The organism is Gimesia maris (genome assembly GCF_008298035.1).
Classification (GTDB): Bacteria; Planctomycetota; Planctomycetia; order Planctomycetales; family Planctomycetaceae; genus Gimesia; species Gimesia maris.
This window is the reverse complement of the sequence record NZ_CP042910.1, coordinates 2,286,440-2,302,647: the sequence shown is the minus strand read 5'-3', so window position 1 is coordinate 2,302,647 and position 16,208 is coordinate 2,286,440. Positions and strand designations below refer to the sequence as shown.

The 16,208-nt window shown below is 50.8% G+C and carries 1 protein-coding gene; it reads right to left on the bottom strand.

Features of this window, described 5'->3' with window-relative positions; genetic code table 11:
- Window positions 1-38: 38 nt before the first annotated feature.
- Window positions 39-15,902: a golvesin C-terminal-like domain-containing protein gene (locus GmarT_RS08705; RefSeq protein ID WP_044236716.1), complete on the bottom strand. Its 15,864-nt coding sequence runs from the start codon at window positions 15,900-15,902 to the stop codon at window positions 39-41.
- Between the last annotated feature and the right edge of the window lie 306 nt (window positions 15,903-16,208).

Here is a 16,208-nt window from a genome sequence, read left to right as displayed (position 1 = left end):
TTTCGGGGACTGTCTGTCAATCATTTTTCACGACTGATTTAGTCCAGCAGTGGGTTATCCCCGTCAGCTACACCGCTGAAGAAATCATCGATTTCAGGCAGATGGCGTTCCGAGGCATCCAGAGCATCACTCATCAGCGAGTCACCATCATCGTCATGATCGTAACCCAGAGTATGGCCCATTTCATGCAGCATAACCGTCAACAGATCCATCTGGCCATAGGCTGCACTTCCAGTACCGGCAATCAGTTCACCACTGGCATCCAGGCTGAATTCACTGTTGTCGAACGGCGTGTCATCCACAAACCAGCCATAGCCAGCGGCATTGACGTCGATCAGAATTGTAGTGGTAGTCGCGGCCCCCAGCATTGCATCAGGAAGATCAGCCAGAACAAAACTGACAGACTCCAGCAGACTGATCTGGGTTTCACTTAATCCTGTCGATTTCCAGTAGCTCAATGCAGCGTCGCGAACAGAATCCAGATCGGATTGAGTAATCGCAGGAGCATTCGAAGTACTGACACCCGCTGCCGCCATCAGTGGCCCCGTGCGTTCGATGCGAATAGCATCAGCCCGGATTCTTCCATCGGCAGCATTCTCAGACAGTGTAACAGAAATCAAACCACCGGCTGTGACATTCACAGTTCCCAAAAGCTCCCAGTTCGCCCCATCACTGTTCAGGTCATTGGGGGCCAGACGCTGATTGACCACAATTGGACCACCCGCGTTAATCGAGTATTCCGCATTGGTGGCCAGACTTCCATGGGCAGACCAGGTCGCGTATACATTAAAGTTGTCACCAGGATTCAGACCACTGAATTCCCAGGTTGCCGTTCCGGTATCACCGGTATTCAGCTGATGGGCATCCCACTCGTAATAGGCCAGCCAGCTTGTCGCAAAGAAGTCACCTGTGCTGCTGAAACCGGTATCACCGTCGTCGATAATCAGTGTAGTCGTCATCGTGGCAGACAGATCAATCTCGAACGAGCCTTCGTCACTATCGTTACTGTTTATAGTAAGTAAGCTGGTTTCCGGACCGGCTGTTCCCGTACTGTTGAATTCCACTGTAAACGTCGTCGATTGACCAGCGTATATTGTAAAATCAGGGAGAACTGGAACACCGAACACAGAGCCATTAGTCAGGGTGACAGAAGATAGACTCAGAGTATCGGTTCCGGTATTCGTAATCGTAAATGTCTGGGACAGTGTTTCTCCATAGAAGGCGGTACCCAGATCGATGTTGCTTACACTATCAACCAGGCTGACGGCACCTGCCTCGATTTCGATTTCCGGATCAATCGTACCGGGTAACAGCACTTCCAGACGCATCGCATCAGCGGCCAATCTACCGGGAGTTCCATTATCCAGCAAAGTAATCGTTAAATCACTACCGCCGGCAACCTGGAATGTTCCCAGTGCTTCCCAGTTCACACCACTACCATCAACAAAATCGTCGGCAGCATAACGCTGGTCCAGCGATACGGTGATATCGCCACCCAATATTCCTGAAATCAAAAATTGAGCATTGGAAGACAGGTTACTGTGGGAACCCCAGTGTGAAGAGATACTGTATGTACCTGCTGCGAGGTTCGTGAAATCCCAGGTAGCGGTATCTGTACTGGGAAGATTATCACTGGCCAATACATCCTGGTCATCTTCGTAATAATCGTAGATTGTAGTGCTGGATTGTGGAATCCAGTTACCACTGGTCGTGTAACCCAGATCACCATTGTCAATAATCATGGAGTTTGCTGCTGACCCGGTAACGGTAAAGTTAAACGGATTCGCATCGGAAGAATCGACACCGAATGAGACCATACCTTCGAAGCTGCCGGCTGAGCTGGCATCCATCTGCAGGGTAAAGGTGGTGGATGCACCAGGTGCCAGATTAGTTGATCCAAACCCACTGATGAGACTGAAGCCGGCAGGTAGATTGATTGTTGGGCTCAGTGCCATGTTTCGTTCACCGTAATTGCTCACAGTGAATGTCTTGACCACAGAAGCTCCCACGATCGTGTCATCAAAGTTGACTGTCCCGCTGTCTTCAACCGTACCGCCATCCACTTCGACTTTGACCACCGGATCGACAACTCGATAGATGCGAATCTGATCCGCGTAAACGATACCATCAGCATCATCGGTCAACTGAACGGTCAATGTTGAACTGGGGTCGGAAACCACAAACGGATCGCCGATGTATTCCCAGAGAATTCCATCATCGAGGAAATCATTGGAACTGGTCTGTTGATTCACATAGACAATTACGGGAGAAAGTCCATCAGAGATTGTGTAAGGAGCATTTGAAGCAGCCCCCGAACCGTTCATGGTCACGCCAGGATCGACAGTCCAGTGAGCAACGACCTGATATCGCCCCGGTTCCACATCAAAGCTCCAGGTCGCGGCATTGGCACCAGTTCCGGGCTGGTACAATTCATTCGCATACAGAAACAGAGGATCGCCTATGTTTTCTGGATTCACTTCCTGCCAGGTCCCAGATTTAGAGAAATTGGTATCGTTAATTCCGACAGTCGCCGGCCCCGCTTCTCCACGAACCGTAAAGTTATACGGGTTCTCGTCAGCATCCCCTGTCGTAAAGGACACTTTACCAAATGTGGTACCGTTCGTTCCCCCGTCAAACTGAATGCTGAAAGTAATACTCGCACCGGCGGCAAGTGGGACTGTAGCCGTATCTGTACCGAACGGTGAAGTGGGCAGGATACTGAAACCCGGTGGGAATTCAATCAGTCCCGTCACATTCACTGCGTCAGTTGTTGACAGGTTGGTAATCGTAAATTCTTTGATCACGGGGATGCCAGGCAGTGTGCTGCCGAAGTCTACCACACCCGTGTCATCATCCACGGGTGAGCCATCAACTGTGATCTCAATATCCGGTACAGGCAGGTATTCAATGCGAACCGCATCCGCAATCACTCCGTTAGCCAGATCCCAGTGATCCCGGACCCAGTTACTGGCTTCGTTCGTCAGGGTGACGACCAGTTCCCCGGTAGTGACATTGAATGAAGTACTCAGATCGAACCAGGCAACTCCATCTTCCACAAAACTGGAAGGTGCTACACTCTGATCGACCTCAATAATCGAACCACCATTCAGTGAGTAAGGAGCATCTTCCACACGATTGAAATATTGAGACCAGGTTGTAGAGACCCGATAGTTTCCGTTCGTCAGGCCGGAAAAGGTCCAGGTAGCAGTTTCCAGTCCTGGAGCTGGTGTGCTGCCAGGATCATTGGGAACAGCCCCTGTCACATCGCCTTCATAACCGTTCGATCCCAGATTCTCCAGCGTGGGAAAATTTATAAAACCGGGTGTCGCTGAAAAGTCTGCATCCCCATCGTCGATGATGATGACATTGGAAACCTGACCATCCAGCAGAATATTGAAGGTCGATTCATCCACATCATCCGTTTCGAATGAGAAGATACCGGAACGGTCGCCGAAGGTGTCAGATCCCATGGTAATTGTAAATGAGACCGTATTCCCGCTTCCGATAACCTGATTCGTCAGAGTGGTTTCGTAACCGGTGGGTACTAAAACATTACTGATCGTCAGATCTGATGAGCCAGAATTGGTAATTTCAAACGTACGCACCACATCGGTCAACAGTTCTGTGGGACCGAACTGAATCCCGTCGGGTTCACCGTCGACAATCTGTGCCGGAGGTTCCATGGGATCGGTCACATCTACCAGATCAATCTCTGGTCCGGCAGAAACGCGTTCGATCCGGATTGCATCGGCGGTAATATACCCGTCGGCAAGGTTGGTCAGCATCACGGTCAACGTTCTGCTGCTTATGGTAAACGTATCCAGAATTTCCCAGGTGGTGCCATCGGCTGAATAATCATCCGGTTCCAACTGCTGATTCAGATCAAAGGTCCCATGATCAATGGCAGTGGAACCGATTTCATCGCGAGTCCCGTCATAGACGGTAAACGGAGCATCCGTTGCCTTGAACTGTGCGGCTGAAGGATTCTCAGAGAAAGGCCAGGTCACGGAAACGCGATATTCACCAGGAGTCAGCCCAAAGAATTCCCAGTAAGCCTGGGCAGGACCGGTACTAAAGGGAGTTTCAGCGTCAGTAACATAAAAGTCGTCTTCAAATCCGGCACCAGTGGTGAGATAGGTATTGCTAAGAGTATACCAGGGCCAATCGCCAGTGAATGTGAATCCAGGATCGCCATTATCGATAATGAAGGCGGGATTATCTTCAAAAGGCGTCACATTTTCGAAGTTCAGGTACTGGACGGTACCCACGCCGTCTGCAGTCAGGGAGAAGCCGGTGTCGATGACTTCCTGTCCCTTGGAGTCGAAATCCAGGAAGTCTGTGCCCCCCTGTCCATCAGCAGAACGCAGAACCGGAGGCCCGTCGATCGGGAAGTTACCATCCTGGGACAGGGGATCGATGTAGATATAATCGTCTTGCTGGCTGCCGACCACATTTTCCATGAAGCTTGGATTCGTATCAGGCTGCTCGGGCTGAATCTGTCGCAGTTCAACCGTGCTCGTACCGAAGACAGTCTGTGCCTCGTTGATGATGTCAACGTCAAACGTGATGCCGGCACTGGCAAAACGGAAGTCGACGGTATCATTACCATGAATGTCAGTAATCACATCGGCACTGCCGGCGTTTCCGGGTTCGATCAGGAACACATCGTTTCCGCCATTACCAGAACCACCTGCCCCGATACCACCGCCAGCACCGAAGCCACCGCCGTCCAGGTTGTCGCTGCCGAGACCGTCTCCCAGAATGTTATTATCATTATCGCCGGTGATGTTATCGTTACCATCACCACCGAACACGTTTTCAATGCTGTTATCATCGTCACCACCGCCGGCACCAGCGAGCAGACTACCAATATTGGTGGCAGTTCCTGCAAACAGGTTGACTGTCACACCCGTTGTAAAGTCCCGGTAATCCAGGCTGTCATTTCCACTGTCACCGTCGAGTGTTCCCGTCAGGCCAGCTCCGTCAGACAGGTCGAATCGATCATCCTGCGAGCCACCAATCAGGTTCTGGAAGCTGGTGAAATCCAGACGCTCTTCCGCTCCGCTGGCAATCGCATCCCCGGCTACTGTCGGACGACCACTGTTCAGATTGGTCCGATCGGCAATGATGAAGCCTTCGTCGGTAGAAGTGATGCCCCAGTAATTACTCAGATCAGGGCCTTGCAGCGTATCCACGCCAGCTGAACCGATCAGGTTGTCGATATTATCGAATCCTGTGGAGAGTACCGTTTCCAGAATACTGGTTGATTCGGTTCCCCTGAAACCATCAGTCGTACCTACTGCATTTAAGATGACATGCACGGCCGGGGTATAGCTACTGTAGTCAATCGTGTCGACATCAGCACCACCATCGATGACGCCCGTCAGCACGTTACTCGCCAGGAAAATGAAATCATCCAGGCCTGCATCACCATTTAAGCGGGTATCAACGCCCGCTGGCGTACTGTTCTGCAGATTGAAGGTATCATCGCCACCGGAACCGTTGATTTCGACGTTATTCAGATCCAGCGATGCTCCCAGATTTACATTGATGGTGTCATTGCCGGCGGTTCCCGTGACGTTCAGATTATCGATGTCTGTAAATGTCACGTCGGTTCCGGGAGAACTGCTGATGCCTTCAATAGTTGTGGAGGTCACTTCAAACGTATCATCACCGGTCACATCACCGGAGTCATCCAGTGTTAAAGTGTCAGTTCCATCTTCCCCGAAGACCGTAATCGCGGCGAAAATATTATCAACGGTATTACCAGCATCGAAGATCTGGATCAGATCATTCCCCAGCCCCCCCCGGACGGTGACATTGGTCACGGTACCTGTAGGAGTAGACTGCACACGGATCGTATCGTTGCCTGTATCCGTACCATCCACATCATCCGCATTCAGTTCCACATCGGTCAGGGTGGTGTCCGAATCCAGACCAACCAGATCCAGTGTTTCGGCCCCCGTTCCGGAAACGACCTGCAGATCATCAAAACCAGAAAAGAGTAGATCGGTGAACTGCATGTTTCCGTCGATGAGTGAAATACCGTCTGCAGGAGTTCCGTCATCGCTAATCGTAATATTGTCGGTAAGGGGAGTCGAAGAGGCATCCACGCGTAATCCGCCGGTCGCAGTACCATTGATCCCCACGCCTTCCAGGCGAGCGAAAGACAGTCCCAGATCAATGTCGGCACCGGCTGTAGTAGCGGCACCAATATTACCACTGCCCAGACCATCGTCGGTATCTGAGAAGTAACCCGTATTATGATCTGACGTGAAGTTCACATTGAGGGTATCTGTTCCCAGCCCCCCGTCATAGTGAATCGTGATGTCGTCAACGGTAAAGGGAGCCGCCCCTGCAAATTCCGCATCCAGGAACGTCTGAGCCGATGTATTCAAATGCGAACCGTTGGATCCAGGAATCGTCGCCGGAGCTGCCCCCTGGAAGAATGGCAAAACACCATTCCCATTCTCATTGATGTTCAATGTTTCGTTATCGGTCGAACCGATTGTAGTGAAGGACAGGATGTCGGCGACGGCTCCGGTGAAGAAGTTGCCTCCGTTGATATCCAGCAGCAGATCGGTGTCTGTTGCATCTACAGTCGCATCAATCGTATCGTCGCTGCTGTCCTGGAAACCGGATGTGAACATGTTGAGCACCAGGTGATATCCACCTACGCTGGTATTCACGTTTTCGATACTCGAGTAATTCACGGGTTGCTCTAAATCGGGAGCCAGGAAACTGAATGCTCCTGAGCCAGCATCAACACCCAATGTCAGAACCGGAGGCGAAGCTAACCCACTGAAGTCCAGATTCAACACATCGCCGGGAACAACTGGTAGTGTAGGATCGCCACCGTTCACGGTAATCGGCGAGTCCTGGGTCGGCAGAATATTGAACGTGTCGGAGTCATCACCACCGCTAATCGTGGTTTGGGCGGCAATCACGTTCCCCAGCAGATCCACTGTTGATCCTGCCAAATCGAGATCGCCTGCACTGGGATCGACATTGATCGCAATCGTCGATGCCGCCTGGATGGTGCCGCCGGCTGTCAGCGTGAAGTCATCTCCGACATTCAATTCCACACTCGCGGTCGTGGATTGTACAGTGACACCGGTATTGATCGTCAAGTCATCGTCAGCTCCGACGGTATCTACAGTAGAAATGGTGACGGAACCATTCGTTGCGACCACCCCCGCGGGGAAGCCGCCTACCGTACCAATCGTCAACGCCCCCGTGTTACTGACCCGGAACTGGCCATTCAGAGAGCGTCCGGCCAATGTCGTCACCGCGGTATTGATGTCATCGCCGGTTCCCACACTGGTGCCGGCTTCCAGATAGGCGTTGGTAGCGGTGATCAGGGGGGCTTCGCCAGGGCTGGTATTGTCTAGAATCGCCCCGTCTTCGGAATCAACCTGGACTGTGGCTCCCCGCAGATCGGCAATCTCGATGTTCCCTTCGGCGGTCACGTTCAAAACACCATCGCGGGCGTTGACCAGACTCGTTCCCCCGCCATCCTGCGAGAAGACACCACTGTCGTTATCATCGAAATCAGCAGTCAGCGTGACCGTCGCAGTGGAGGTGCCTACGACAGTATCGACCAAGGAACTGCTCCCCAACAGCAGATCATTGTCCGCCCGCAGGGTTATGGCACCTGCTGCCGTCTGCACCGTACCGTTCACGGTCAGATCATTGGCAGAGTCCACCTGTATTGCAAACCCACCCGTATTGGAAATCGTTGTAGAAGCATTCAAGACAAAATCGTCAACCGTGTTTTCCAGTTGCAGGTTGCCACCAGAAGCGGTAATACCTTCTGTCACGGTCATGGTACCACTCGAGGTAACACGCGAGGGTGCCCCAGCAGTCAATCCAACAATCCCACCGGTAAACCCGATGTTAAGTGTTCCTGCATCGTCGACTTCCAGACCAGCTCCGGTATTGGCTTCCAGAGCGGTGATCGTCGTTTCCAAGGCATCGCCCACGCCAGCACCGGTGCCGGCAGTCAACGTGGCGTTAACCGCGTTGATGTTAGTCGATCCCGCGTTGTTGTCGGTAATTTCGCCGGCAGTGGCGGTGACAGAGACATTGGCGGAGGTCGTCAACAGACCGAGTTGAACGTCATTCGCTGCGACCACTTCCACATCACCAGAGCCCCCGTCGATTTGTGTACCAGACGTCATCTGAACGTTGCCGGCGGAGGACTCCACATGAATCAGCCCGGAACCGGTCGCGGTTATATCTTCTGTCACTGACAGGGTTCCGGTGGAAGTAATCGTAGAAGCGGCTCCCACAGTTACTCCATTGATGCCGCCGGTAAATCCAATATCCAGGGTGCCCGTGTTATCCACATTTAAAAGACCACCTGCATTAGCCTCCAAAGCAGTAACAGCGATTTCTAATGCATCTAAGAAACCGACATCCCCACTGGAAACCAGCGTAGCATTGGTCGCGGTAATGTTATTGACACCAAGATTGATATCACTGATGATACCGAGAGCTGGTATGCCAGCGGTAGCCGTGAGCGTCACATCGCCCGTAGTCGTGACCTGTCCTAATGCGATATTACCGTTGTTGACGGTCAGGTCAATGTTGCTGGCACCAGCGTCAATCACACCGGCTGGAGTGAACACGATCGTCGTTTCCGCATCAATGTCCACACTGCCCGTTGTAGTAAATACGTTATTGATATTAACGATACCTGCATTCAGATCTGCAATCCCCGCACCGATGTCAACAGTAGTGGTGATGATCGTATCATCATTGCCCGCGTTCACAGTCAGGTTCGCAGTGAAGTTCGCATCGACCGCGTTGATCTGCACCAGGTCTGCTCCACTGCCGCCAGAGGCTTCAGTGTTAATTGTCACGGTGCCACTTGGATGTGCAAATGTGACGGATTCAGCCAGATCGGAATCAATCGTCGACTCACCATCGCCCACATCACCATCATCAGACAGTGTGATCGTTTCGGCTCCACCCAGGAAGCTGAAAATACGATCGGTGGCGGTAATATCATCCTGAATCGGTTCCAGACCGGTATAAGTAATGGTAGCAGTGGGCGAACCATCAATGTGGATGCTGCCGTCATTGTTATTGGTGAAACGGTGTTCTACGGTTGTGGCATCGCCACCCAGAATCTGCAGGCTGTCACCCACAACAGTGTTACCCTGGCCGTTGAAGAAGATACCGTCGACGGGGTTAAACAGGTCTGAGCCTGCTGTAGGAGCAATCCCGGAGTTGTCGATGATCAAAACATCGTCGCCGTCACCACCGTTGAAGGTAAAATCGGTGATGGAATTGATGTTTACGACAGGACCTGGCACGCCCCCGGATACAATCTGGTAGGTTCCGGCGTTGGCAGAAGTCGCGGTGATGGTCAGCACATCATCGTCGGCGGTACCAGTAACCGTGACACTGCCTCCCAGAGTCACCGTTTCGATTTCATCGAATGTGACTGTCTGGAACCCACCTGTCGCAGCGATCGTACCACTGTCGGCTCCCGTTGGTGTGTAGGTAGAACCTTCCCCAAAAGGAGTGAGATAAGTCAGTGAATCGCCGGGAGAGGTCGTCGGATTCCCGCCGATGATATTGATCGCCGTTGATATATTGGGATTGACCGTAATATCATCTGCGTCGGACCCGGAATAGACTGTCAGATCTTCCAGGTCTTCATAACTGAGAGTCACTGCACCAGCACCGATTACCGCACCAACTCCAGGCGCCGTATTCTGGATGATAATGTTATCACCAGTGTTATCGCCGGAGTCATCGACAATTAGTTCATCAGAACCACCACCACCCACGAAAGTGAAGAGCGACTGAATGCCGTCCACGGTACCACCATCGTTAGAGGGACCACCATTCGAGTCAATGATGACCTGATCAGCCTGAGTTCCACCATTCACGGTGATATCTGTTCCCGCTTGCAGAATTCCATTCAGGTTGGCCACACCACCCGCTGCATCTGCAACACCACCAAATGGACTATCAATATTGAGAATCAAAGCTGCCGCGGCATTCAAAGTGACTCCGGTTGCCAGATTCAAATTATCACCGGCCTGTAAATTGAGATTTCCACTTGTAGTGGTGACCCCTGCATTGACGTTCAGATCTTGTCCTGCGCTAGCTGCGTCAACGGCTCTCAGATAACCAATCGTTTCTGCTGAGACTGCCTGATTGACGGTCAACGCACCGGTGGCTGTCACGTAAATCTGGCTGCTGTTCGCTGTGATACCATCCAGGCCATTTACCGACCCGATCTCCAGGGAACCAATATTGTCAATGTCAAAGCCGCCATCTGTTGCTCTGGCAGCCAGAGTATTAACATTGGTCGTGATGCCGGTAATGCCACCAGTTCCAGCACGTAAGGCGACCCGATCAGCCGTAATCTGTGCATTCAAAGTCAAGTCATTAATGCCACCAGTAGTGGCAGTGACCCGCACCTCACTGGTGGTGGTCACATTTAATGAGTTCACATTGGAAGCGGCGGTTAAGTCAATCTCACTGGTACCGGCGTCGATGGACCCGGCTGATGCAAAGGTAATATTTCCAAATGTTGAGACAATATCCACACTGCCCGTGGTCGTGAAAGCACCATTCACATTGACCTGGCCACCAGTCAGGTCGAGCGCTCCCGATCCGATATCAACGGTACCCGTGTTGATCGTATCATCGGTTCCCGCAGTTACTGTCAGATTCGCATCAAAGTCAGAATCAAGACCGACAATATCAACCAGATCTGCTCCAGACCCGCCGGAGACTTCAGTATTGATGAATATATTATCGGTGGGATTGAGGAAGGTGACCACTTCACCGAAGAGATCGGAATCGATGCGAGAAGTTCCGTTCGCAGCTACACCATCATCGGACAGCGTAATTATTTCAGCTGCCCCGGTAAAACTGAAAGTCCGGTCCCCGGCGACAATCGTATCCAAGACTGGTTCCAATCCCGTATAACGGATGAAATCTGTTCCAGAACCATTAAGTTGAACACTACCGCTACTATCACTGGTGAAGATATGCTCGACCGAGTTCAGGCTTCCCCCCAGTAATTCCAGTGTATCAAAACCACCGGTACCGCCATTAAACTGAATCTGCAGCGGTGTTGTATCGTCAATGCCGGTCATGTCGATGCTCAAAGTATCATTCTGACCATCTTCCCCGTTGATGACCAGTGTGCCCTCCAGAGAAGCCAGTGGTGTCGATGAGATAATGTCCCCTGTAGTGACATCTTTGATCACAACATTGGTCCCGTCAATTTCCAATGAATAATGATCAGTCGTGCCATTTGCAGGTAGTGTAACTTCAGGTGTCGAATCTTCCATATGAATCACAACATCGTTTCCGTTACCACCAACATAGGTCAGGTAGGCGTTCAACCCGCTACCCAGGAAATTTGTGAACTCATGACCTTCAGGAAAGCCAATGAAAGTTCCTGTGATTCCGTCGGCAGCGTCATTATCGATCAATGTGAACCTATCACCATCCACTGGAGAATAAGTATTGGTCAGATTCAGAGCGGCATCGTTCAACACAACAGCTCCGTTGACGATAAACTGATCATAACCGGAACCAGCAGTTTGCCCGTTAATTTCGATATCAAGAAAATCATCACCGTTTAAGATCAAGTCTCCGTTAATAACGACCTGACCAGGACTGTTACCTGGTGCTAACGTAACATTCTTGTTAATCCCAGTCACAGTTGCGTCTACATTTCCGGCATAGGTTCCCGAAAGAATGTTGACGGTTCCACCAAAAGTGACATTGGAAATCGCTTCCTGAATACGCCCAGCAGGACCTGTTTGACTACCCAGTGCCGTCACATTGAGTGTGGAGAAATCGCCCTGAAAACCTGCCAGCCCCACGTTTTGGTCTGTGCCGTCATCCAAGAATGAAGTGAAGTCGACCATGAGTGGTGTGCCGCCATCTGCGTCTTCCATTAACGCTTCAATACTACTTTCGTTGGTGGTTCCCCACCAGTTTCCCGATGCATCGGCTGCGGTTGTCTGGTCACCGAAATGTCGAATCGCTTTGGCATCGCCGTGTACGCCGCCATCGATAAATGTGTTGTTGTTGATGTGAATCGTGGATGCATCGATCCCTGGTCCTCCATCGGGGAGACGCAATCGGATCCCGTGAGTCGGCTCGGCAGCACCGACGACATCGTTGTAGTGGATCACGTTATTCTCGATTGTCACGTTCTCTGAAACAGTCGTGCCGTACTGTCCTCCCCAGAGCTCGAATGCCTGCCCAAAGAAACCAGGGCTGGCTTCGATGTTCTGGAATGTGTTGCCGACGATTTCACCACCAATTGTTCCAACCTGAAAACCAGTGAAGAAAGTCCCATCGAAAGTGTTTTCCCGGATCTGAATATTACCAGCATCGCCCATGTTCATCCCGACGTCGCCTGTAAACTCGTTCTGTTCGACGACAGCGTCATTGATCGTGCCGCCGTTTTGGAAGATTCCCCCCGTCGTTCCAGCGAAGTGGTTTCCGACAATGTGCATTCTCTCGAAAGAACCGCCTGCGCCGACCAACAGCGCAGCTCCGCCTCCCGTGAACTGAAAGAGGTTTTGTTCGACTGTCAAATCATCAAACGAACCGGATTGTAACTGGATGCCACCTTGCCCCCCCGGAATATTTGTGTTGTTGAAAATGTTGTTGGCAATGGTCAGGTTATTCGCATCTGCGTAGCTATCGATCACACGTCCGCCGTTTCCTACGAAGGAAAAACCGTCGATTGTGGCATCGTCCGCAGTCGGATTAATCGCATAAAAACCAGCATGGTTGATAATACTTTCGGCTCCTCGGACCATGGAATTCGGGTCGATACCTGCATTAGCTCCGAGCAAATCGACCGACTTGTTCAATGAGATCAGCCCGCTATAAGTACCGGCAGCAATATTAATCGTTGCCCCTGATGCTGCCAGATCAATGGCGTCCTGAATCTCGGCGCCACCGGCAGAACCAGTGATATTCACTGTTGTCGCCGTTCCTGTAATCGCATCTGCAGTCACGTCGCCCGTCAACTCCACAACTTCCGCGTTAAACTGGATTGTCTTTCCTGCAGCCAGTGAAACGGAAGAGTCTACGTTTATCGTATCAGTTTCATCGCCGCCGTTGATGATAATGTTGGCGGTGTAGCCGGCAGCGAGTGAGTTGATATTAATCGTATCCGCACCGGTGCCCGCATTGATGGTCAGTGTTCCCGTCGGGTTGAAAAAGTCAGTCATTTCTCCGAGAGAAGAATTAGCACGTGTCTGTCCGCCGCCCAGATCGGAGATATCGATGATCTCAGCGCCCCCGGTATAAGTCAGCGTCACGTTGGTGGCGTTAACAGTGGATGTAACCGGCTCCAGACCGGTATAGGAAATGAAATCTGAGCCTGAGCCATTCAGCCTGATGCTTCCGCTACTGGGATCCACATAGCGAAACTCCATGGAGTCCAGGTTGCCGTTGACTAATTCCAGTGTATCAAATCCACCGGTCCCGCCATTAAAGATTATCTGGAGATCAGTCGTTTGATCGATGCCGGTCATATCGATCGTCAGCGTATCGTTCGCACCAGCTTCGCCATTAATGACCAGTGTGCCCTCCAAAGCAGACAGGGGAGTATTAGAAACGACATTCCCTGAACCCACTTCAGTAATAACGACATTGCCACCGATAATCTGCATGACATACTCGTCTGCACCACCATCTGCCGGGATATCCACAACGGGAGCAGGGATCTCTGTATAAATCGCAACATCATTTCCATCGCCGCCTGCATAAGTCAGGTAAGCAGAGAGCCCGCCAACTCCGAGGAAATCAGTAAACACATACCCTTCAGGATATCCATTAAATGTTCCCCCAACAGGATTGGGACCATTATTTTCAATCAGGATAAACGATTCAGCGACATCAGGAGTATGACCATCAATCAGGTTCAGCGTGGCACCGCCCAGTGCCAAATCACCATTGACGACGAATTGGTCGTATTCTGTTCCGGCAGTGGTTCCGTTGACTTCGATATCAACAATGTCGTTGCCATCCAGTTTCAGATCACCATTAATCACCACCTGCCCCGGACTGCTGCCGGGGACCAGCTTCACACTTTTATCAATACCCGTTGCTGTGGCATCAACGTTACCGGCATAGGTTCCACTGGCAATATTAATCGTTCCGCCGGGATTTACAGCCTCAATCGCTTCCTGAATCCGGCTCAATGGTCCGGTCTGATCCCCCAAAGCAGTTACATTCACGACATTGAAATTGCCCTGAAAGCCAGCTGTTCCACCGTCTGTATCTGTGCCGCTATTGAGGTAAGAAGAAAAGTCAACCCCCACGGTCATCAGACCAGCGACATCCCCCTCATCAAAACTCCCCCACCAGTTGCCGGAAGCATTTACGATTTCTCCTGTACCGCTGGTGACGCCTGCTGTGTTACCTGCCAGCGAATTATTTGTGACATTCACTTGAGCGCCAGTAGTCAACCCGCCTGGAGTGGATGCCTGCAAATCATAGAGACCGATGGCAGCGTCGAAGCCAGAGATGAAATTGTTTGAGATATCAATAACGGCTGTCGGTGAGATGGCACCCGAATATGAATTGTCTGTGGCGATGAATATTCCTGTTGTTTCATAACCGACAAGGGTCGTGTTGTCTGTCAGCGTATTCCCACTTATCGTGATTGCATCCGAACCCCCGGAAAGCGAAATGGCAGAGGTACCTGTCGATCCAGCACTCGCGCTGCCGGTGAAAGTGATGGAGTTGTTATTAATTGTAACCGGTGCATGGGAGTAACTCGAATTCAGGTTCACATCAATTCGAGTCCACGAATATGTCAGCGTTCCAATATCACTGTCGAACGTGTTATCGCTGATTGTAACGGCGCCTGTTATTGCTTCTGCTCTGCTGTCTAGTTGAATCGCTGGTCTGTCGGAATTTGAGAATGAGTTATTGGTGATCTGAATATTGCCGAAAGCCATGCCATTGGCGGAATACTTGTTATTCAATACGATGTCACGTTCAGAATCACCCGCCGGGTTTCCAAAAAAATCATTGCCGCTGATGTTGGAATCGCGCATGTCTTCTGCATAGATACTGACATCACTGATATTCTGGAATGTCGAATTAGTGACCTGTAGATCGCGAAGATGGCCGCCTGTCACAGTATTATTGCTGGCCTCATTGATGGCATTCTTCATCCCATCAAACTCAGTATTATTAACATGAATGCCATCAGCGACCGCAGTCGACGCCATTCTAATCCCAGTGCCACCGGTACCTGAGAAGAAACTATTAGCAACACTCAGATTCGTTAATACAGCACTATTATGGATCTCAATACCATAGGTACCGGATACAATGCCCTCGAAACTGAGATTATCAACCTGCAAATTGTCTACAACAGAATTGACCCGAATCCCCTGGGTTGCATTCTGTAGAGTCATATCTTGAAAACGGACATCATCGGCAGCCACGGTAAACAGAATTCCGCTTCCAGTAACAGTAGTAGCGGCTGTCCCTGCACCAATAAATTCGATTGACGTTCCCACGGTGACATTCTCATTGTATGTACCGTCTGCAATATAAATGATGTCACTCAAGTCGCCACTGGATGCAGCTGCAGTAACCGCATCCTGAATCGTCGCGAATGCATGAGTTCCAAAAACTCCTGCTTGATCTCCGCCCGTTACAGGATCGAAGTCCGCAATGGCATCCCCATTGGTCAGTCCCGAAAAGTCGTCATCCACTAAAAATGTCGTCAACAGCGTCCGGTCTTCAAGCGCTTCTGTTGTGGAGATTTGATTATTGACGATTGACTGCCAGCGTTTGCGAATGTCGCGACGGTCACGAGAACGGAAAACACGGCGTTTACGGATACGGGAAGTGAGTGTGTTGAGCCAGTTCGTCAGTAGCATCCTGTCATTCCTTCGTAAGTGAATCAAAAGTCTCGGGGATGAGAATCGTTAAGTCTATCTCTATTATTTTCTAACTGTCTAACCTACCGGAGTAACGTTTACAGTCCTGTACATCTCTGCTGATTTCTTCTAAATCCTGAATAACTCTCCAACTGCGCATTCAACCTATTTTCAGTTAAGATAATAGGATTAACCAATCTGTGGAAGAATTTCCACTATAAAATGGGACTTCTATCATAATTTTAACAATTTGGGGGTTTTTACCAATAAATCTACTATGTAGGCTTTTTTCAACAGATTACCTAT

Excerpts from the sequence above, each read along its gene's own strand:
- GmarT_RS08705 (WP_044236716.1), bottom strand. The coding sequence starts at position 15,902 with ATGCTACTGACGAACTGGCTCAACACACTCACTTCCCGTATCCGTAAA.